This window comes from Haloferax sp. ATB1 (assembly GCF_000730175.1).
On record NZ_JPES01000111.1, the window covers coordinates 1 to 18,163 of the forward strand.

General features: G+C 58.1%; 24 protein-coding genes and 2 pseudogenes. 12 read left to right on the forward strand and 14 right to left on the reverse strand.

Annotated elements, in window-relative coordinates; all coding sequences use genetic code 11:
• Together ATB1_RS18180 and ATB1_RS21850 are read right to left on the reverse strand one after the other, a co-directional pair.
• The coding region (locus tag ATB1_RS18180) for a hypothetical protein (RefSeq protein WP_042666230.1) at nucleotides 1-373 on the reverse strand (373 nt) is incomplete at its 3' end.
• 86 nt (nucleotides 374-459) lie between these two features.
• A complete protein-coding gene (locus ATB1_RS21850; RefSeq protein ID WP_128081510.1) occupies nucleotides 460-732 on the reverse strand; it encodes a hypothetical protein in 273 nt (90 codons plus the stop codon).
• Nucleotides 733-903: 171 nt separating this feature from the next.
• On the opposite strand from ATB1_RS21850, the pseudogene ATB1_RS18185 reads away from it, so the two are divergent.
• The 4 genes and pseudogenes from ATB1_RS18185 (at nucleotide 904) to ATB1_RS24235 (ending at nucleotide 4,658) form a co-directional block, all read left to right on the forward strand.
• Nucleotides 904-1,723, forward strand: a pseudogene (locus ATB1_RS18185) (IS5 family transposase).
• Nucleotides 1,724-1,997: 274 nt separating this feature from the next.
• Complete coding sequence (locus ATB1_RS18190) at nucleotides 1,998-3,806, forward strand: cation:proton antiporter (RefSeq protein ID WP_394324776.1); 1,809 nt, start codon at nucleotides 1,998-2,000, stop codon at nucleotides 3,804-3,806.
• A gap of 365 nt (nucleotides 3,807-4,171) precedes the next feature.
• The gene (locus ATB1_RS18195; RefSeq protein WP_042666232.1) at nucleotides 4,172-4,450 is read left to right on the forward strand and encodes a ribbon-helix-helix domain-containing protein; all 279 of its coding nucleotides are present in this window, start codon (nucleotides 4,172-4,174) and stop codon (nucleotides 4,448-4,450) included.
• A 31-nt stretch (nucleotides 4,451-4,481) separates the two neighbouring features.
• Entirely contained in the window at nucleotides 4,482-4,658 is a 177-nt protein-coding gene (locus ATB1_RS24235) for a cytotoxic translational repressor of toxin-antitoxin stability system (protein ID WP_082256487.1), read from the forward strand.
• A 290-nt stretch (nucleotides 4,659-4,948) separates the two neighbouring features.
• Here ATB1_RS24235 and ATB1_RS22625 read toward each other — a convergent pair whose 3' ends face one another.
• Nucleotides 4,949-5,095 (reverse strand): hypothetical protein, encoded by a 147-nt coding sequence (locus ATB1_RS22625; RefSeq protein ID WP_198526150.1) that lies wholly within the window; start codon nucleotides 5,093-5,095, stop codon nucleotides 4,949-4,951.
• A 139-nt stretch (nucleotides 5,096-5,234) separates the two neighbouring features.
• On the opposite strand from ATB1_RS22625, the gene ATB1_RS18205 reads away from it, so the two are divergent.
• A complete protein-coding gene (locus ATB1_RS18205) occupies nucleotides 5,235-5,546 on the forward strand; it encodes a hypothetical protein (protein ID WP_042666237.1) in 312 nt (103 codons plus the stop codon).
• Between the two features lie 91 nt (nucleotides 5,547-5,637).
• Here ATB1_RS18205 and ATB1_RS18210 read toward each other — a convergent pair whose 3' ends face one another.
• Nucleotides 5,638-6,588 (reverse strand): hypothetical protein, encoded by a 951-nt coding sequence (locus ATB1_RS18210; RefSeq protein ID WP_128081511.1) that lies wholly within the window; start codon nucleotides 6,586-6,588, stop codon nucleotides 5,638-5,640.
• Between the two features lie 134 nt (nucleotides 6,589-6,722).
• Between ATB1_RS18210 and ATB1_RS18215 the strand changes: the two genes are divergently transcribed.
• Both ATB1_RS18215 and ATB1_RS18220 read left to right on the forward strand, forming a co-directional pair.
• On the forward strand, nucleotides 6,723-6,956 hold the full coding sequence (locus tag ATB1_RS18215) for a hypothetical protein (protein ID WP_042666240.1): 234 nt from the start codon (nucleotides 6,723-6,725) through the stop codon (nucleotides 6,954-6,956).
• Nucleotides 6,957-7,106: 150 nt separating this feature from the next.
• Nucleotides 7,107-7,448, forward strand: coding sequence for a hypothetical protein (locus ATB1_RS18220; RefSeq protein ID WP_128081512.1), 342 nt, complete (start codon nucleotides 7,107-7,109; stop codon nucleotides 7,446-7,448).
• 8 nt (nucleotides 7,449-7,456) lie between these two features.
• On the opposite strand, the gene ATB1_RS18225 is transcribed toward ATB1_RS18220, so the two are convergent.
• Nucleotides 7,457-8,326, reverse strand: a complete 870-nt coding sequence (locus ATB1_RS18225) for a hypothetical protein (protein WP_198526151.1) — start codon at nucleotides 8,324-8,326, stop codon at nucleotides 7,457-7,459.
• Between the two features lie 291 nt (nucleotides 8,327-8,617).
• Between ATB1_RS18225 and ATB1_RS18230 the strand changes: the two genes are divergently transcribed.
• On the forward strand, nucleotides 8,618-9,946 hold the full coding sequence (locus ATB1_RS18230; protein ID WP_241768347.1) for a phage integrase SAM-like domain-containing protein: 1,329 nt from the start codon (nucleotides 8,618-8,620) through the stop codon (nucleotides 9,944-9,946).
• Between the two features lie 43 nt (nucleotides 9,947-9,989).
• On the opposite strand, the gene ATB1_RS18235 is transcribed toward ATB1_RS18230, so the two are convergent.
• Entirely contained in the window at nucleotides 9,990-10,475 is a 486-nt protein-coding gene (locus tag ATB1_RS18235; RefSeq protein WP_042666244.1) for a hypothetical protein, read from the reverse strand.
• Nucleotides 10,472-11,277 (reverse strand): annotated as a pseudogene (locus tag ATB1_RS24635) (ParA family protein). The gene ATB1_RS18235 and the pseudogene ATB1_RS24635 overlap by 4 nt, the downstream one beginning before the upstream one ends.
• A gap of 750 nt (nucleotides 11,278-12,027) precedes the next feature.
• On the opposite strand from ATB1_RS24635, the gene ATB1_RS18245 reads away from it, so the two are divergent.
• Complete coding sequence (locus ATB1_RS18245) at nucleotides 12,028-12,435, forward strand: hypothetical protein (protein WP_042666246.1); 408 nt, start codon at nucleotides 12,028-12,030, stop codon at nucleotides 12,433-12,435.
• Between the two features lie 53 nt (nucleotides 12,436-12,488).
• The gene (locus tag ATB1_RS18250; RefSeq protein ID WP_128081513.1) at nucleotides 12,489-13,259 is read left to right on the forward strand and encodes a hypothetical protein; all 771 of its coding nucleotides are present in this window, start codon (nucleotides 12,489-12,491) and stop codon (nucleotides 13,257-13,259) included.
• Here ATB1_RS18250 and ATB1_RS20050 read toward each other — a convergent pair.
• Nucleotides 13,256-13,690 (reverse strand): hypothetical protein, encoded by a 435-nt coding sequence (locus ATB1_RS20050; protein WP_128081514.1) that lies wholly within the window; start codon nucleotides 13,688-13,690, stop codon nucleotides 13,256-13,258. The two genes, ATB1_RS18250 and ATB1_RS20050, sit on opposite strands and share 4 nt — an antisense overlap.
• Before the next feature lie 4 nt (nucleotides 13,691-13,694).
• Complete coding sequence (locus ATB1_RS18260; RefSeq protein WP_042666250.1) at nucleotides 13,695-14,105, reverse strand: hypothetical protein; 411 nt, start codon at nucleotides 14,103-14,105, stop codon at nucleotides 13,695-13,697.
• A gap of 102 nt (nucleotides 14,106-14,207) precedes the next feature.
• Between ATB1_RS18260 and ATB1_RS18265 the strand changes: the two genes are divergently transcribed.
• Nucleotides 14,208-14,693: a hypothetical protein gene (locus ATB1_RS18265; protein WP_042666252.1), complete on the forward strand. Its 486-nt coding sequence runs from the start codon at nucleotides 14,208-14,210 to the stop codon at nucleotides 14,691-14,693.
• Between the two features lie 93 nt (nucleotides 14,694-14,786).
• On the opposite strand, the gene ATB1_RS22155 is transcribed toward ATB1_RS18265, so the two are convergent.
• The gene (locus ATB1_RS22155) at nucleotides 14,787-14,954 is read right to left on the reverse strand and encodes a hypothetical protein (RefSeq protein WP_157837771.1); all 168 of its coding nucleotides are present in this window, start codon (nucleotides 14,952-14,954) and stop codon (nucleotides 14,787-14,789) included.
• A gap of 144 nt (nucleotides 14,955-15,098) precedes the next feature.
• On the opposite strand from ATB1_RS22155, the gene ATB1_RS22680 reads away from it, so the two are divergent.
• Nucleotides 15,099-15,260 carry a hypothetical protein gene (locus ATB1_RS22680; protein ID WP_157837772.1) on the forward strand — a complete coding sequence of 54 codons (162 nt, stop codon included), beginning with the start codon at nucleotides 15,099-15,101 and terminating at the stop codon, nucleotides 15,258-15,260.
• 152 nt (nucleotides 15,261-15,412) lie between these two features.
• On the opposite strand, the gene ATB1_RS18270 is transcribed toward ATB1_RS22680, so the two are convergent.
• From ATB1_RS18270 to ATB1_RS18280, 4 genes are all read right to left on the reverse strand, one after another.
• Entirely contained in the window at nucleotides 15,413-15,646 is a 234-nt protein-coding gene (locus tag ATB1_RS18270; RefSeq protein ID WP_042666254.1) for a hypothetical protein, read from the reverse strand.
• A gap of 587 nt (nucleotides 15,647-16,233) precedes the next feature.
• Complete coding sequence (locus tag ATB1_RS18275) at nucleotides 16,234-16,647, reverse strand: TRAM domain-containing protein (protein WP_042666256.1); 414 nt, start codon at nucleotides 16,645-16,647, stop codon at nucleotides 16,234-16,236.
• Nucleotides 16,648-16,738: 91 nt separating this feature from the next.
• Entirely contained in the window at nucleotides 16,739-16,891 is a 153-nt protein-coding gene (locus ATB1_RS21855; protein WP_128081515.1) for a phage terminase large subunit family protein, read from the reverse strand.
• Between the two features lie 176 nt (nucleotides 16,892-17,067).
• Nucleotides 17,068-18,114: a DUF6610 family protein gene (locus ATB1_RS18280; RefSeq protein WP_198526152.1), complete on the reverse strand. Its 1,047-nt coding sequence runs from the start codon at nucleotides 18,112-18,114 to the stop codon at nucleotides 17,068-17,070.
• Nucleotides 18,115-18,163: the final 49 nt, after the last annotated feature.

Consider the following 18,163-nt stretch of genomic DNA (forward strand, 5'->3'; position numbering starts at 1 on the left):
GCTGTATTCTATTTTTTAGCGTTATAGGTGTGGGTACTGCGAGGTGCTTTTCGACCACATCTTGGTCTTCTAGAGTCTCAAGGAAATTTCGCCACTTTTTTAGCGTTATAGGTGTGGGTACTGCGAGGTGCTTTTCGACCACATCTTGGTCTTCTAGAGTCTCAAGGAAATTTCGCCACGCAGTCGGTGCGACCTCACTTCGTGAGTTTTCTGGGGTGAGATCATTTAGGCTCGAGTGGTCGTCTTCGTCGAGTTTGCTGAGGAACTCATAGAAGTCTAGCAATAGCGGAACTGCGTATTCATTATCCTCACGAACAACATCGTGTGCCAGTTGCTTGATTTCGCCATTAGCAGGCAAGTCAACAGTTTCCATGGTGGTTCATGTCACTACAGACACTAAAATTTTCCAACTAGCCTCACCTTTCAGAATAAGGATTCATATACGATATCATGGAGGCTTCAAGCATTATCTCTCCCATATCGAAGCTTCATCTGTCTATGGAAGTCCTTAGTGTACTTCTCCCACGCAATTCTACCAACATCTACGGGGTCTACATCACCGTCATGTGGTAACTCTTCTCCAACTACCCATCCTTGTTGATAATATTGCATGATGACAGTCGAATTTTCTGTCGAAACTATCAAAACATCTGTGATATTTGTGGGTATTTCATCAACCACATCTTCTTGTCGGGGGAATGTTGCACCAGCAAATGGAAATTTTTCATCCAATTTCTCAACATCTTTTTTGGTAAGTGGCCTTTTTGGAATACTCTCAATTATTGGCTCTGTTTTTTGGTAAGTGGCCTTTTTGGAATACTCTCAATTATTGGCTCTGTAGTTTCGTTAGACGGAGACGCCGCGACTGCGTTATTGCCGTAGAAAGCGAAGAGACAGAATGGTTTGATATCGGAATTCCGTCTCCTCACGCGTGTTACGGCTGCGAAGGCTAAATCAGTTGTCGCTAATCCGGACGAACCCGCCGACCCCGAAGGGGGTGGCGGGTTCGCCGAGTGGGCGATGCTCACCCTGCATGCACTTCGCATCGAGCTGGGCAAATCCTACCGCGTTGCGGTAGATTTGCTCTCAGAAATGCCCGGCGTTCTTGAAGAGATCGGGCTCACCAGACTTCCACACTACACGGTGCTTCGTACGTGGTTTGCGCGGATTCCAACGAAGACGTGGCGTGCGTTTCTCGGCGCGTCCGCCGAGAACGCACTGCCACGCTGCCATCGATTCGACTGGCTTCGACCGTGACCAGCCCAGCCGCCACTACGCCAACCGCACACACTACCGCGTCCGGGCGCTGAAAGTTACTGCACTCGTGGATGTCGAAACGCTGTACATCACCGACATCCACTCCACCACGAGCAAGAAACACGATGCGAAGATCGGCCCGCAGGTCGCCCGCCGAAACGCGGGCGACCTGCGGAGCCTCGCTGCCGACCGAGGATACGACGCAAAAGCCTTCCGCGACGAACTCCGCGAAAACGGCATCAGACCGCTGATCAAGCACAGGATCATGAATCCACTCGATCACGCCCACAACGCCCGCATGGATCGTGAACGGTACAACCGTCGCTCGATGTCAGAAACCGTCTTCTCAAGCATCAAGCGCACGCTCGGCGCAGCCGTGCGTGCGCGAAGCTGGTGGCTGGAGTTCCGTGAAATGCTGCTCAAAGCTACCGTCTACAACCTCCGCCGGAGCGTTCGATACCCGTGAAATCAACCGCCGTGTACCGAAACTACAGAGCCCTTTATTCATATCTCTCTAGATACGCCTTGAAAATTGAGTGAAAACACGAATGTGAGGCACCAACGGCACTCAGGAATGGCTGAAGTCAGCAGGTCTCCACCCTGTATTTATACCCGGCGTCAATATAATAGACTTGGTGTTTAATCTGTGACTGCTGGGAGTGGGCTGCTCTCTCTCGTTGTGATCATTCTCGGACTCGGTGTGGTTGCGCAAATCCTGTCTGATCGACTCGAGATACCGAGTGGTTGCGCAAATCCTGTCTGATCGACTCGAGATACCGAGCGTGTTGTTCCTCATTCTGGCTGGGATAGCTGTCGGTCCCGAAGGGCTCGACCTCGTCGGATTACAATCGTTCGGCGGCCCTGAATCACTCTCAGCCGTCGTTGGGCTCTCAGTCGCGATTATCATCTTCGAGGGAGCATTTCACCTGAAACTCGATAAGCTACGTCAGGCCCCCCGTGAAGCTTTTCGGCTGGTGACCCTTGGGGCGATATTTACATTCGTCGGCACCGCTGCTGTCGTTCGATTTGCCCTCAATGTCCCATGGTCGCTATCCTTCCTGATCGGCGCACTCCTCATCGCAACTGGTCCGACAGTGATCACCCCCATTTTGAATGTTATCTCTGTCCGTGACCGAGTCGGAGCGGCGCTCGAGACAGAGGGCATCGTCAACGACGTCACGGCTGCGATCCTCGCCGTTGTTATTTTTGATTTGGCTGTCGCCGGTGGGACCAGCCTTCCACAGCTTCTCGGATCGTTTGTTTCACGACTCGGCATCGGTCTTGTCGTGGGTGTCGTCACAGCAGCAATAATTTGGTACCTTCTCAAGCACGTCGACCTCTCGCCGTCAAATGCGGTTCAGAATGCGCGATTGGTGGTGTTGATCGGCGCGATTGCGACGTTTGGCATTGCCGAAGCGCTCGCACCAGAAGCGGGTATCGCCGCAGTTGCGACTGCCGGTGTCCTTCTCGGAAATGCAGATCTCCCCTACGAAAGCGAGATTGAGGCGTTCAAGGGAGACATCACGCTGATCGTCCTGTCGTTCGTCTTCATCTCGCTGGCGACCCTGTTGACGTTCGATGAGCTGGCCTCGTTAGGGCTGGGTGGGCTTGTCGTCGTCGTGGCTGTGATGCTGTTGATTCGGCCGATAGCGGTCCTTCTCTGCACCTACGGAACACGGTTCACGTTCCGTGAACAACTGTTCATGAGCGCAATTGGTCCGCGTGGAATCATCCCCGCGAGTGTGGCAACGCTCTTCGCACTCGAGCTTCAATCGACGAATCCCCAACAGGCGACAGTTCTCGTGGGGACGGTTTTTCTGGTCATCCTCGCAACAGTCGTGGTCGAAGGTGGCTTTGCCCGACACATCGCACAAGCACTCAACGTACTACCTATGCGAGTCATCATAGTTGGCGCTGGACGCGTCGGTCGCGGCCTCGCCGAACGATTGGAGGATAGGGGCGAAAACGTCGTCATCATCGATATCGACCAGCAAGCCGTTGAAACAGCACGAAGTGCTGGATTCACCGCCCATCACGGTGATGGCACCGACACGAGTGTGCTTCAGAGCGCCGGGGTCGAGAACGCCAAGATAGTTGCAGCAGCAACGGCCAATGACGATGCGAACCTGCTCATCGCACAGCTCACGAACTCGAAATTCGATGTCCAAACAGTTATTGCCCGAGTGAATACGCCGGATAACGTCGAGGCATTTGAGGAACTCGGTGTCCGCGCAATCTCGGCGAACGATGCGATCGCTCACGAGATGGACAACGCAATCGAGCGGCCTGCACTGTCAGAATGGATGACTGAGCTGGGTCGAAGTGGTGACGTCCAAGAAATAGAAGTGACGGCCGATAAGCTGATCGGGAAATCGATTCGAGAGCTCGATGAGTACCTCCCGGATGGTGTCTTGATCGCACTCGTCAGCCGTGGCGGGAATTCACAGATTCCCGAACCAGATCTGACGCTTCAGCATGGAGATCACCTGACGTTCGTCGGCCGGCGGGAGGCCGTACACGATGCAATTGAACAGTGCCACCCTCAGTGAGCGGTGTTTGAAACCAAGACCTAGCGAAGTGGTCTCCCCTTATGCAAGTTACACGGCTAAAACCTCGCCTTCAGGGCGGGGAGAGTGTCAAGGAACCCTGAAAGGGGTGCGGGGGTCACCGAACCGCCCGTGAGTAACGAATGAACGGGAATGTACCTGTGATCAGTTCGGACTCGGTTCCAGTAGTATTGCCTGCACAGTCCCACCGAGACACAATCAAATACGTCGGCTTTCGGAATGGAGTGCCGTCGTCCTGAACTTCTCGAAGCTTCGGCGGCTCCCCGTTGAGGGCAGTCTGGACCTCGTCAATCACAGTCCGGAGAGTCAACCGAAGCTACCTAGGTGATACAGACGTATCACAGTATATGAGCACAGACAGTGACGCCGGCGGTGACGGCGAAATGGAGAAGATCAAAGGCCGAGTGCCACAGTCGCTGCTGGCACAGGGCGACGAGGTCTGGGAGGAGCGTGGTTACGCGAACAAATCCGAATTCATCCGTGACGCCCTCCGGGATGCCGTCAACCCCCCGACGCAACTTTCTGAGGAAGCACTCGAGCTTATAGCCGAGAGCCACGAGCAACGGGAGCAGGGTGAGACGGTATCGCAGGACGACGTGAAGAACCGGCTGGGTATCGACGACTGAGGTTGAGTGGACACCGAAAGCACTCAACTTACTGGAAGGGCTCGAGACAGAGGCTCAAGAGCGGCTGGTAAAGAAACTCGACGAGGCGAAAGACTGGACCTCCCACCACCTCGAAAAGCTCAGCGGGTATCCATACTACAAGCTTCGTGCCGGCGACTCCCGAGCGATCGTCAAGTGGGACCGTGAGGAGGACGTTCTCATCGTCTAAGCGGTCGGGCACCGACGGAATATCTACGACCGCCACCTCCCACCGTAACACGCACGGCCTACGGAGGAACGCCACCTCCCACCGTAACACGCACGGCCTACGGAGGAACTCGGTGGTGACGAACCGGGTCTAAGATTCAAGTACCATCCTGGGCGGTAGTGTTTATTTCCTCCGAGAGGGTCGCGGGAGAAGTCACTTCCCGTCACCTCGCGACCGACACGCCGAGCGACGTTGAGCACTTCGACGGATTCCTCGACTCTCTCGTCTCAGTCGGGTTTGCTGAGGAGCGATCAGATTTCGTAGCACGCGATGTCCTCTTCCCCGCAGGTTGGACACTCATCGGCGTTTTCAGAAAGTGTCTCACCGCAGTGTCGACACTCCCACACCGTCAACGACTTTCCTTCGACGGCCTTGCGGAGCGTACTTAGAATACCCATCCCACACCGTCAACGACTTTCCTTCGACGGCCTTGCGGAGCGTACTTAGAATACCCATCCGGCGAGATGAGGTACGCTCGGTTGTTAACACTGTCCTTATAGAACCTAACCGCCTGACTTGATATACAAATCAACCCCCGTGAAATCTTCTCGGGCACAACCACGCACCGACCACCTCACGGACACGATACTGCGAGAGGCGGCGCCCGAGGCGAAGGCCGAGATCCGCCAGCAGAACTTGGAAAAGCTCACCGACGACCAGCAGGCCGTCTACGAAATCATCCGTGAGCACGACGGTGTCCGCCCTGACGCGCTGTACGAAGCGTACTGCGAGCGCGTCGTGGAGCCACAGACCCGTCGGACGATGACGAATCACCTGCAGAAGATGCGGCGCTACAACCTCGTCGAGGCCGAGGGACGGGGAACGGCTCGGGCGTACCGGGCAGTCTGATAATCGTTTTTTCGGATAGTTCCTGGTTCACGTCTACCCGAAGGCCATAGGTGTGAGACTGAGAACCTCTCGGGCAGGAGGCGGATTTCCGTCAAGGTGGCCAGCCGAGCCGAGAACCGCTCTCCCGCCGGGGGTCAACTCGTCGGCGAAGTACTGGTCTGTCTCGCACGCACGCTCGTACCAACCGACACAAGAGTGGCGGCGATGCCCTTCCTCTGTGCTCCTCTCGGACGTACAACTGAGACAGTATTGGCCCCATCTCGTGTTCTTCCCACGTCAGGTATCCGGCCAGCTCATCACCCAGGATGTAGCAGAGTGAGTGCTGATATTCGTGCTTGTAGGTGCTCACGACGGCATCCGATCGGTCAGCGATGTGTGATTGAGTGAGTACGGCATCCTGTACCCGAGTCGAGACACTGGGAGTGTGATGAATCGCATACGCGTCGTCTTCTCCCAACTCCACTATCGACTCCGCCGAAAGGTCGCCACCCAGAAGCCAATCCGCCGAGAACAACTTGTTCAGGGAGGCTTTCTTGCCCCTCCGATAGCGACCATATATTTGGAAGCAGTCCTTACAAGAGACGAATCGGAACTCGTTCTCGTCGAAGTATTCTGCGAGTCCCATATTCTCGTCTTCCACCAGAACCTTGTTCGAAGAGATTCCGTCGCAGGTGCAATTGCGTGGGTTGACGGGAGGATCTCGATTCGCTTCTTCGAGAACGTCCATGAAGTACGATGCTCCGGTCTCGGATTCGACCTCTGCGATGAAGTCTGATTTCAACTGCGAGACCCGTTCCATATCCGGCTCTGGTATGAACACTGAGTCCAACTCTCCGTGGCGGTATTGAGCGAAGGGTTCCGCGGATAGTTGGTGGTCTGCGAACCTGTTCAAAGAGCCCTCGGATTGGTATAGGAAGATGATTCGTTGGTCGCTCACAAGCACGCTTCCGAGGCTTTCAGTACCGAACTGCCGTCGATACTCTACTTCCATCTCGGCAACAAGGTCTTCCCCCTCCTCCAGTACGCGATCGGCGATTAGCATCGACTGATTGTACGAAATCCCCGCGAATAAATTCTCCCCCAATGATAACTTCTGGCTGAGACTATCAGAACTTGGAAACTCGGAAGCTACACGCATGGGGCTATCCCGAGCGATGTCGTTCGATTCAGATAGAGATGCGTCACTGGAACGATCGCAGCCACGTCGCGTGGGACATCGAGACGACCGGGTTCGGCTGGTCGGGGGAGATCACCGTCTGTGGCTTCTGGTACCGAGACGGGCACGCCACCCTGCTTATGAACGCCGGGCCGCACACCGTCGACGCTGACACCCTCACCGATGGACTCTCCGAAACGAGCGGTGCAGATGTGCGCGTCCGCGTGTGCGACGATGAGGCGGCGTTATCGTGAGGGATGGGCGAGGTAGCTGTTCGAACGGTTCGACCGCGAGTACGACCGTCTGGTGGCCTACAACGCCGACTCCTAGTAAGGGGGGTTCGACCCCCTGTTCGTCCGTACCGGTGTATCCGGCGGGGCGTGGAGTGGGTGCTGGACGGCGCGATGTCCTCAGATCTATACGATCCCGTGAAGAAGCGGCTCAACACCACACACACCGCGTACGGGGCGAGCGCCGACGCGAACACGCTCACCGGCGCACATGAGCTGTTGTTTGAGGATGCCCCCGACCCCGCGGGGCTGATCGACGTGGAGGGCCACCCGCGGTACGCGTCCCGAGCCTACGACCCGTTCGAGAGCTCCGGCAGCGCGGCCCATCACTACCGCATCGGCGAACTGCTCCCAGTCTGTCTCCACAACCTCGCCGACGTCCACCGCACGTGGGAGCTGGGCGAACTCGTCCGGGTCTTCGCCCCCGCCAAGGACATCACCGAGAAGCGGCTCTGAGGGCCTACTCACATGTAATAGTAGTAGTGGTAGGGGAAGGCTCCGTCATGAAGTTCTTGCGCCATCGGCTCTGCGAGGATGTCGCTTACCGCGTCCGCGATGCCCACGGTCACGGGAAGCTTCTTACAGAAGTCGGAACTGTTCCAATCGAGCTTCGAGAAGGCAAGTATCTCTTCGCATATCTCCCGGTACGAAGTCGAACTCACGTCCTCGTGGGGACGGACGATGATTGGGTTCGGGGTGCCGGAATCGGCGTGCGCGGAGATTTCCGGTACGAAGCCCTTCGTATAGATGTAGTACTCTTCTCGTCCGGGGGGCAGGGCGACCGTCCCTCGGAGAGGTGGGTACTGCGTGTTGCTGAACAGACGAATCGGATGTTGCTCGCGGATGGTTATGAAGTCCCGACGTCTCACACCATCTGAGCCGGAGATGAACCCCGCCGTTTCCTCGTCCCAGAAGTTGGACGACTTGTGAATGACCAGTCTATCGGGACGCTCGTCTCGCCGGTCGCCGTATCGCTCCAAGATGGTCTCTATCAGGCGCTCCGCATCGTCAGCCGACAAGTGAGTGCGTCCGGTGCTCTTGTCGCTGGCGATGTCGGTGACTGGGTCGCCGCGGATGACGAAGTTCTCACCAGTCTCGATGAAGACCTGCGCGATTGAAGCCCTCGTTTCGGGATCTGTTCCCCGCTCGTCGTAGAAGGAGATGCCAGCGTAGCAAGTGTTCGACTTTAACTCGGTGAGCTTCCACGGCCGTCCCCGTCGGGCCTTGTAGAGAAGCCCCACTGCGAGGTTCCACGCCACCTCTCGGCGTGGTTGGACGTTCTCACCGCGGAGAGTCTTGGGGCCAATCAGTTGCGTCGGGGTCTGGTTCAACATTCCCAGAAGCTTGATTCGGCTTCTGAAATCGGTCTCATCAGTGCGGGCTGAGAAATTGTATATCAATATGCGATTTATGAATTTCTTGAAGTCGAGAATTCGAGTGCTTTAGAGCTTCTATCTGTCGTATTGGGTTGTCTAATGGTATTATGAGACTACTTACGTTTAGCTCGATAAACGTAAACAGATTCAAGGAGGTGGCCGCCGTCTGCCACAGCGACTACGATGACACCGCCCACACCCCAGGATACAGACCCTCAAGACGGCACTCCAGAGTCACGGGGGGACGCGGTGGCCGTCCTCGACGTCCTCGAGGACTACCTTACTGACAAAGGGAAAGGACGAGATGGCGAGAGCGGACAGTATCGACGACACGCCGACCGCGAAGTGAATCGTTTCGTCGAGTTCCTCGCCGCCGACCCATCGACGTCGTCGGTGACCTTCGGGGAGCTGACCGTCGAATCCCTCCGGGAGTACGCTCGCTACCTCTCTCGACAGGGGTGGACTGAGGGCACAGTCCGGAACTACTACGCCCATGTCTCCGGGTTCTGTGGGTGGGCGGCACGTGAGGGCTATCTGTCGGGGAATCCCGCCCAACGCCGTCGTGCGAAAGAGCCACTGCCCGAGGACACCGGGCGAAAGAGCGGGGAACAGCAGGCGTGGACGGCCGAGCAGCGCGAGCAACTCCTCTCGTACGTCGACGCACGAGCACACGAGGCAATTGACGATGTCGCGAGCGACCGCCAGGCCGCAATCAAGGCCTGTCGCGACCGGGCGCTCGTCTACGTCCTCTGTTTTACCGGGGTTCGGGGCGCGGAGATACTAGCTGACGACGGTGATGATCGACGCGGTCGGGATGGTCTCCGCTGGGCGGACGTCGCCCTCGAGGACAACAGTATCCAGGTCCTTGGGAAGAGCGGGAAGTGGGACGATAGACCACTTCCTGAGCCAGCAGTACCCTCGATTGAGCGCGTTCGGAGTGTGCTCGCTCCTTCGAGTGAGGACTGGCCGGTGTTTCCGACGCTCGATTACCCGACGCTCGTACAGACGTTCACACAGGCGATGACTAGTCGGGGATACGACATCGGGGAGGTCGAGGACCTCCGCCGAGAGCAGGTTAATGACGGTGAGGCGTCCGTTATCGAACTCCTCGCGGACTATGACATCGCACCACCGGCGTTGACGACCCACGGCGCTCGGGCGGTTCTGAAACGTCTCACGGACGAGGCGGGCATCGAACTGGACGACAAGCACGGGTATCTCGCGCCGCACGGGGCCCGACGCGGTGTTGGTGAGGTCCTCGTCAGGGCGTATGGCCACGCTGAGGCGGCTCGCTACCTCGACAATTCCGAGGAGATCGTTCGCGAACACTACTCACATATCGAGGCCGGAGAGCTGGCCGACCGCGCTGAAGCTGCCTTCGCCGAACACCGTGAGAAACAACGACGCCCAGCTAAGAGGGGAGCTGAGGAACACACAGAGGACAGTGGGGTGGATACAGAGTCGGAGACACTAAGAGGGGAGCTGAGGAACACACAGAGGACAGTGGGGTGGATACAGAGTCGGAGACAGGGTAAGACATCTCATAATTCCCTCTCAACCGTGTGCAACGGTCGGTAGCCGTTTCCCCGCTCGCTCAATCAAAATTCCGCGCCTGTCCGTCTCAGTAGCGATCGAGCAGTTCTTCGATGTACGCGTCGAGGTCGTCGTGGTTGAGTCCGGCTCTCATGACCGCTTCGAGGAAGTGCTTGTGTTTCTCGATCTCCCCCTTGTCTTCCATGACTCGTTGGGCATTCGCTTTCGTGTATGCTTGATTAAGTTCCTCTTGGAACTCTTCAGTGAGGTACACAGCGTACTTCGTCCGGGTTCTGCGGGTGCTGTTCGGGTCGGGGTCGGGGCCGCGGGTCTTCTCTGTAGAACTTGTCTCACCCCCGGAACTTGTCGAACTCGTAGAACCCGTATCACCCGTGTCACCCGTGTCTCCTGTCTCCTCTCGTTCTCCTTCATCACCGGCTTCATCATCGGTCTCCTGGGGCCGCTTCCCGACTCGACCACTGAGAGCGTTGCCGAGAGCGTCATCAAAATCTCCGCCGGACTGCTGATCAGCGTCTTCGGATTCGGTTTCGTCTACGGGTTCTCCGTCAGTCATGCGAAGTAGTCCTCCACGGCACGTGCGAGGCCATCGTAGGTCTCACGGACTTCCTCGGCCTTCTGTTCACGATGGCGATTCTCCGGTTCATAGGTGTAGATACTGTGGTTTTGAGCAAACGCGCCTTCGATGGCGACTGTCTCTGGGATGGTGAACGTGTGCTCTTCGCCGATGTTCTTGTGGAACCACTCGAGGCGGTCCTCGCTGATGTTGTTCCGAGTTACAGCATTGACCACCGCTCCTATGATCCCGATATCTGTTTGGAACTCGCGTTCGAGCTGGTTGATTTCCTGCGTAAGGAGATTCATCGAGAACGTCGCGATTGGATCTGCACGTGAGACGAACAAGACGTTGCGTGCGGCCAACAGCGCGCCGTCTGCGAGGGGTCCCATATTGGGCGGTGAATCAATGAGCACGTAGTCGTAGTCGTGCTCAATTCGGTCGAGTACCATTCCCAGGCGCTCCTGAGTCCGGCTGAGTGACCAGAGCTCACGTTCGAGCTGGAAATTGCTCCCGTGGCTGGTAGGACGTCGAACTCGCTGTGTGAGACGATGAGGTCATTTACCTCGTCGAATCGGTCAATATCCGTCATGATGTCGTAGAGGGACCGATCCTCACTCACGTAGTATTCGCGCAGACCCAGCGTGATGGTGATGAACCCCTGGGGGTCTGCATCGACGACGAGCACGTCGCTATCCTCCTCAAGTCCCTCAGAGACGGCGAGCGCCCCTGCGAGATTGATCGTCGTCGTACTCTTTCCGACACCGCCTTTCTGCATCGAGATCGAGAGCCGATGTGTCATGGGTATCCCGTGTCCTCTGTAGAACCTGTGTGATACAGGTACTTCCCGTTCGACAGGTTATGTGGCGAGGTACTCGTAGAACGCGTATAAATCTACGTCAGACACGTTCTTTGGGTTATACACGATATACAGGTAACACGGGTTCTACGAGTTATACGCAAAGATTTGTGCTCCTCCTTGGCCTTACTACCGTAATACAAACGTTCCACACGGAACCCGTGTTCTACGGGTTCTTCGACTAGATGCGTTTCTGACGGCTCATAGGCCGAGTGGCTAAACAAATGTAGCGCAGTCCACCGATTTACTTCACCACCGAAAGGATATACAGCGTGAGTCCTTATGTTGAGTTGGCCAAGACTACGATGCCCGGATAGGAGCGTCTGTGCGGACAGGTGACGAGGCAGAGATTACCCCAACATACGGGGTGACCTCCCGCTGTCACGCTGACATCTTTAGGAGGGTGTTCCAGTGGAATCTCACGGGTGGTGCCGTGGGAAGCCACTCCGTTGCAGATGCCCCGGTAAGTGCCGTAGTCTGACCATCCCCCAGCGCGTCTCTCCGTGAATACGCGGTTTTGTGGGGGAGAAAGCATGAGGGCGCAAATCCCTTTTTGTCGCCTCGTCGCGTAGAGCATCTGAGCGACGGTTTTGTGGGGGAGAAAGCATGAGGGCGCAAATCCCTTTTTGTCGCCTCGTCGCGTAGAGCATCTGAGCGACACGAGCTCGCCGCCACCCTCCGAAAACCTCCACCATGCCATACCTCGCGATGTGTCCGAACGGCGACCGGGTTCTCCCCCTGGACGTCGGAGATGATGACACGATTCTGTGCCCACTTTGCGAAGAGTCACTCGGCGTTCGCCGATCACACTACAACCGGGGGCGCTTTGTCTCGAAGCATTTCGTCCATCCGCGAGGCTCGGAGTGTCCGGGCGAGTCGAATCTCCACGCCAAACTCAAGACCATCGCGGCGATGAAACTCCGCGAGGTATTCGAGACAGCGTCTGTGGATCACGAGCGGCAAATCCCCGGGACGAATCGAATTGCGGATGTCGTCGCGACGTTCTCCACCGAGCTGTACCCCTTTGGGAAGGGACTCATCGTCGAGATTCAGCACAAGCACGACGAGAAAGAGATCGGCCGATCACCGGGGAGTATCTGAACGCGGGGTACTCGGTGTTCTGGGCGTACCAGTCCGATTTCGAGGGTCACGACATGACGTTCGCCGAACACCGCGTCAAGCGCCCGTGGCCCCACGCGGTCCCACTCGTCGAGGGAGTCGACGGCTATCCTGCCCCCGTGCAACGATTGTTGGACCCCGAACCGGCCGAGGAAGTGCGCCTGGAGGTGCCGTTCCCGATGGAGTATCTGCGGGCCCACGCGCTCGAGGTCATCCCGCCGCTGCGCGGCTACTACGATGCAGGGCGGTCTCCGGAGGGCTGGGAGCGAATCGACACGGTCTCGCTCCACGGCAAGGGCCGCGAGCGAGCGTGGGTGAACGTCCTGCGCTCGCCGTCGAACCACATCTTCCTCGAGTTCTGGAAGAAGGACACTGAGGAAGGCGAATCGGAGTATCTCATCACTCACATCGGGAGTGAGTTCCCGGAGCGATTCGAGGCGTTCATGGAGGATGCTCGGACGTGGTTTTCTTCGGAGGACGTCGACCAGCAGGTTGCACACTGGGTGGGTGGTGCGTCGTTGAGTTTCCGAGGGACGACGCTGTGCGAGTCGTGGTTGTCGCTGGTGAAGGTCCCGTTCGGTCCGGTGAAGTTCGTGGTCGCCCGCCGAGACACGAAGGGAAACACGCGGACATGGGCGGTGAACTATCGCAGCGGCGATCTCGGTCGGTTGGCGTCGTTGCGACACCCGATTCGGCGCTTGTTCGGAGACGTCACAGACACGGCCGCTGCTGTGACGGAGACGGGGGCCTCGACGGCGGCTCGCGAACGGATGGCGGGCAATTCGGCGGACGTAGTTCGCGACTAGAGCTCGTCCCAGGCTGGTGGTTCGGGCGACCCGGCGACACCTGTTGGCCCGTGTTCGTGGACGAGTACGAGGACATCTGCCGATGGCGACGGTGATATGCCCGACGCACGCGATTCCGACTCCGTTCTCGTCTGCGTCTGGTCGTTGGACTCGATGTGAATCTGAACCGGGGGTTCGTCCGGGTTTTCGGTCGGGATCTCTACATCGACTGGTAGCGTCTCCCCGCGCTCTTCGTAGATGGCGTCGCGGCGCTCGGTGAGCCGGCGGATGATGCCTCCTCGATTTCGGTGCGCTCGTTCGTACTCGAGGTACTGTTCGACGGTTTCGACTTCTCCCATCATCGTGATTGCGGGGGTGATGACGCGATAGTTCGATGTATCGAGGAGTTTCTCCGGCGGGAGTTGTTCGAGGACGGCGGCGTCGTGGCTCATCGGGTCACCCCCGTGCTCGTTCATGTTCGCTGGGGCTGGTCGCGTTCTCTGGGCCGAAGCGTCCCCACGCATTGAGGTGCGAGCAGGCATCCTCGACGACGTGTTCGATTGCGCGTTTGGTCGAGTCGGCTTCGGGTGGGCGTTCGACGATACGTGCGAGGTCGAGGGCGTCCTCGAGGCGGATGTGTGGGTGTGCTCGATAGAGGGCTTCGACGACGGCCTTCGCGAGGGCGTCCGGGTCGTCTGTGTGGCGGTCTGTCTCGTCGAGGCGTGCCCTGACGAGGGCACTGAGGTGTTGCACACGGCGGGCGCGGGCGATGCTGGCGTCGACGGAGTCCACGTCCGGAGTCGGGGTTGGCAGTGTCGGCTGGTGGTCGGCCGTGGTTCGGCTGGCGGTGGTGGTTTCGGTATCCATCGGGCAAGTCCCTCACCGATCCTGGGGGCGACAAATGGGGCGCGAGTTCGATTCCTACGCAACAACTATACTGACTCCCTACGTTGAGTGTTGCGTAGGAAAATGGCCTCGGACTCGCCCGACAGCACCGACGACGATTTGCCTGAGCCCCCGGATGAGTTGGCGAACTGGGTCGTGGACCCGCTTCAATCCCAGAGCATCCCGAAGCTCGAGCGCGTGATCGAGTACGCCGAGGAGTTGATCGCCCACAAGTCGCGACCCGTCTCTGTTGGGGGGGCGGACGAGAGCGAGGAGGCAGACGGGACTGGTGAGGGTCGGGGCGGTGAGACGGTTGATACACTGCCACAGAAGGACCAGCCTGCTCCGGAGCGCCGGCGTCGACAGAAGGAGTTCGAGGAGATGTCGAAGTCAGAGCGGATTGCGCTCTCGGATGAGGAGTTGCGGCGGTACGGGACGGTCGAGATACGGAAACTCGACTGTGGCCCTGGCTGCAAGCAGTGTCCACACGGCCCGTATCGCTATTGCGTCTTCAGAAATAGCAAGGGAACGGTGACCTCAAAGTACGCGGGGAAAGCGAGTGGCGAGTAGGCGCCATCCCCCCTCTCCCGGGTGTACTGATCGGTAAATCCTGAGCCATTCCCCCGAGGTCGCGGCCTTGCTTACCCGCCGGATTCGTAGAAGTCAGTAGTGGACGTCGACGGGCGTGACGTACCACTCTTGGTCGTCGTCGGTGTCGCCGGTCGCGATGGTTTCGAGGAGATCGCGGTATTCCGAGGGGGTACGAATGGCCGTTCCGTACTCGTCGTAGAGGTAGTACATCGGGCCGCTGTATTCCCCGACGCCGTACATCGCGTACCGGATGTCGCCGGTGTACGTGTCGATGTAGTCGTCTTCGTCGGCTGCGAGCCCGAGTGGATTCCAGGGTTCGACACTGGCTTCAACGCTCGCGCTTCGAGGATTTCTTCATCGGAGAGTTGCTCGAAGCCGGCGCGGATGACGGCGAGTTTTCGTGAGAGTTCCTTCATCGTCGAGTGCCACGCCTCCTCGATGAGTCCGTTCCCGGTGTCGCTGTCTGCGGGGACGGAGCCGACGTCTCGGAGTACTTGGGGGAGCGAGTCGCTCCATCGACCACCGTCGATCATGAGCCTGCCGTAGTCGAATGTGGGATACAGTGGGGCGTCGTAGCCATCGAAGAGGCCACGAGCGATTCCGGTTGCGTCCTCGGCGCAGTGGGCCTGCGAGACGACGCGGATGAGCATGTGCATAGGGAGCTGGAAGTGGAATTGGGATTGGATTTGAGAGTCGGGTCAGGGCGAGATGAAGAACGCTTCATCGCCAGCGCCGATACCGAACAGTGCGCCGGGGCCGTTTCCTTCGGGGTCCATCGACGGATAGAGGATGGCCCCGGATTCGAGTTCGATGACCGGCGGCGAGTCCCCGCGTCGGGCAGTCCAGCCTTCGCGTTCGAGTTCTGTATCGCTCATCTTCCGGATGGCGACGATTCGCTGTCCTTCGATCTGGTCGTCTGTGTTGGGTTCCATTTGGGGATGGCCTCCACTGCGCGGGGCCCGACAAACAGGTGCGAGTTAGCTGTCGCCGGGAGGTGAATTCAGCACCAGGGCATGATGTGCTATACGTTCAGATTTCGTCTCATTTCCCAAGCGTAGTTGCCGCGGTGAGGTCTATCAGAGGCAGATGATGTCGCAGAAGTCGTGCTGAATACACATCGCGGGTCTCGCACCCACAACCTTATCGCCAAATAACAGGATTGGCCAGTATGGATATCCTCACCGCATACAACGGTGCTCTCCTCCGTATCGGGCTCTATCTGCTGATTTTCTGGCCAACGGTCGGGTACTACGTATATCAGGATAGTAAAAAGCGAGGGCGCTCATCACCACATCTCCGTGGGGCTGTCTACGGGTTCTTCGGGATACTGGGATTAGTTGCGTATATCTCACGCAGGACTGGAGATGACGTATCTGACTCATAGACCATCTGTGTCGAACGAAGCACTTCGGCGAGCTGTCACTCGTCGTTACTGCAGCCCGTACAAACCCCAAGTAGCGACAGGAGAGAGCACACGCGAACGTCTGTCGCGGATTACGGAAGAACGAGGTGGAGGGTATCAGTCGTAGAAACTGACCCGCTCGACAACATCCGCGAAGGCGACGTTTTCTCGCACGTCAGTGATTTCGATGGTGACTCGTTCACCCTGTTCAGTCTCGGGAACAATGACGACGAAGCCTCGCTCGACCCGGGTGATACCGTCGCCCTGTTCGCCAATGTCTTGGATTTCGACGGTGCGCAGCTCACCTTCCTCAACAGGCGGGGTCTGTGGCGTTTGCTCGTGGTGCGATTCTGCCTGCGTCTCGTTGGCTTCATCGGTCACCGGTGATGGGAGAACAGCCACACGATACGTCTCGCCCGCCTGAATGTTGTCGAGCCGAACCTCTTGCTCAGGTACCTCAACGACATACGAACCGTCTCGCTCTTCAGCAGAGGCAGAGAACAGACAGCGAAGTTGATCGGAAATCTCCATTAGAGAACAGACAGCGAAGTTGATCGGAAATCTCCATTAGTGGACTCTCAGACAAGTTACGCGAGGGAATACACTTGATTCTGCTGTTGCCCTACTCCGGCGCGACGACCTCGCCACACGCAGGACACTCGGCCCACGTGCCTTCGGTACCGTCAGCCTTCTCATAGTCAATGAGCCGCCATGCAGTAGCAATTCGCTCGCCGCAATCCGGACAACGACCGAGTAGCTGCGTGTCGTCGGGCATGGAAAGGGGTGGAAGGAGCGTGTGACAGTTTTCCTTCCATTCGTATTTCTAGCGTTCTCGAACCTAAGGCTTCGGCGGGATTTCGCTCTCTGAGCAAAAACGAGATTCGGGTGGAAATACTAACCACAGGCGAATTCCAATCACGATTATTGCCGGTCGGACAAGGTCAGTCACACTCACTCCTCGGTGACGCTATCCCACAGCCCCTCGTAATACTCAACGTAGTCGCGCTCGGTCTGAGAGCGATACGCGAGCGTTCGGCCGTCCTCGTAGGTGACGACGATGGCGTGCTCGATAGGATAGGTTTCGTCATCGTCGAAGTCGACGCATGTCTCCCATTCATCCGGGCCAGAGAGTGGGTCGGGTTCGCCGATATCTCCGCCTGTGGCCGCCCAAACGGCATCGTCAGGCTCTCTGACAGCGGGGCCGTGACGGTCACGGAGAGTAATGGGCCACACGCCGCGTGCCTCCCAGTAGGTTCGCATCTCACGGAGGCTTCGACGGACGGTGCTGCGAATGGAGAGTTGGTCGGCGCGTTGCCACCCGTCTCGCGACCAGGACTCGCCGTTGTAGGCGACTTTGTGCGGGCCGTTCCAGTCGAGGCCGACGATATCGGCTGGCGGATCGCCGGCGAGCGTCGGCTGGGTGAGTTGCTGGATGACGTTCCACTGCTTGGGTGGACTTGCGCCGAGGAGATGCACACGCTGGCCCCGCCAGTCAGCGTAATCGGAGAACTCGTTCGCGAGGATATCCGAGTAGCCCATCGAGTAGCCGAGGACGAGCGGGGTTCCTGGGACCTCGGCCTCCCCGATGATGGCGATTGCTTCGTAGCACTTCGGGACGACGATGAGCGTCGCGTCTGGGAAGTCGGCTTTGAGCTCGCGGGCGGCGTCGACGTAGCGATGAGCGGCGTCGGGCGTTGGTGCGTCGCCGATGACGCCGATTTCGGGTTCGTGGGTCCGGAAGGTTTCGAGATACCGCTCGAGGTCGGGGTTTTTGAAGTCGTTGTCGAGCATCCCGAGTGGGATGTCGACGTTGCGGAGGTGGTCGGTCTGGAGGCGACAGTCCTCGCGGATGCCGGTGACGAAGCCGAGTTCATGGGCGTCGGTCGCGAAGGGATGTCGCGAGAGGAAGGCGACGTACTCAGCACGTCGAGCAGTCTCGATATCTTGGACGTGTATCGACGAGTCGGGGCTCGTGTGCTGTGGTTGGGCGTGTGCCATATCTCGAATCTGCGGTGAGAAGGTGGTGATCGGGTAGCGGCGCACGGCG

What these genes read in the sequence shown, in the direction of transcription:
- ATB1_RS18245 (WP_042666246.1), top strand. Translation starts at nt 12,028, where the DNA reads ATGCCATACCTCGCGATGTGTCCGAACGGCGACCGGGTTCTCCCCCTG.
- ATB1_RS18225 (WP_198526151.1), bottom strand. Translation starts at nt 8,326, where the DNA reads ATGTTGAACCAGACCCCGACGCAACTGATTGGCCCCAAGACTCTCCGC.
- ATB1_RS18235 (WP_042666244.1), bottom strand. Translation starts at nt 10,475, where the DNA reads ATGACTGACGGAGAACCCGTAGACGAAACCGAATCCGAAGACGCTGAT.
- ATB1_RS22625 (WP_198526150.1), bottom strand. Translation starts at nt 5,095, where the DNA reads ATGGGTATTCTAAGTACGCTCCGCAAGGCCGTCGAAGGAAAGTCGTTG.
- ATB1_RS18220 (WP_128081512.1), top strand. Translation starts at nt 7,107, where the DNA reads ATGTCCTCAGATCTATACGATCCCGTGAAGAAGCGGCTCAACACCACA.
- ATB1_RS18265 (WP_042666252.1), top strand. Translation starts at nt 14,208, where the DNA reads ATGGCCTCGGACTCGCCCGACAGCACCGACGACGATTTGCCTGAGCCC.
- ATB1_RS20050 (WP_128081514.1), bottom strand. Translation starts at nt 13,690, where the DNA reads ATGAGCCACGACGCCGCCGTCCTCGAACAACTCCCGCCGGAGAAACTC.
- ATB1_RS22680 (WP_157837772.1), top strand. Translation starts at nt 15,099, where the DNA reads ATGACGGCGAGTTTTCGTGAGAGTTCCTTCATCGTCGAGTGCCACGCC.
- ATB1_RS18270 (WP_042666254.1), bottom strand. Translation starts at nt 15,646, where the DNA reads ATGGAACCCAACACAGACGACCAGATCGAAGGACAGCGAATCGTCGCC.
- ATB1_RS18280 (WP_198526152.1), bottom strand. Translation starts at nt 18,114, where the DNA reads ATGGCACACGCCCAACCACAGCACACGAGCCCCGACTCGTCGATACAC.
- ATB1_RS18210 (WP_128081511.1), bottom strand. Translation starts at nt 6,588, where the DNA reads ATGCTAATCGCCGATCGCGTACTGGAGGAGGGGGAAGACCTTGTTGCC.
- ATB1_RS18250 (WP_128081513.1), top strand. Translation starts at nt 12,489, where the DNA reads ATGACGTTCGCCGAACACCGCGTCAAGCGCCCGTGGCCCCACGCGGTC.
- ATB1_RS18195 (WP_042666232.1), top strand. Translation starts at nt 4,172, where the DNA reads ATGAGCACAGACAGTGACGCCGGCGGTGACGGCGAAATGGAGAAGATC.
- ATB1_RS18260 (WP_042666250.1), bottom strand. Translation starts at nt 14,105, where the DNA reads ATGGATACCGAAACCACCACCGCCAGCCGAACCACGGCCGACCACCAG.
- ATB1_RS21855 (WP_128081515.1), bottom strand. Translation starts at nt 16,891, where the DNA reads ATGCCCGACGACACGCAGCTACTCGGTCGTTGTCCGGATTGCGGCGAG.
- ATB1_RS18275 (WP_042666256.1), bottom strand. Translation starts at nt 16,647, where the DNA reads ATGGAGATTTCCGATCAACTTCGCTGTCTGTTCTCTGCCTCTGCTGAA.
- ATB1_RS22155 (WP_157837771.1), bottom strand. Translation starts at nt 14,954, where the DNA reads ATGTACGGCGTCGGGGAATACAGCGGCCCGATGTACTACCTCTACGAC.
- ATB1_RS18215 (WP_042666240.1), top strand. Translation starts at nt 6,723, where the DNA reads ATGCGTCACTGGAACGATCGCAGCCACGTCGCGTGGGACATCGAGACG.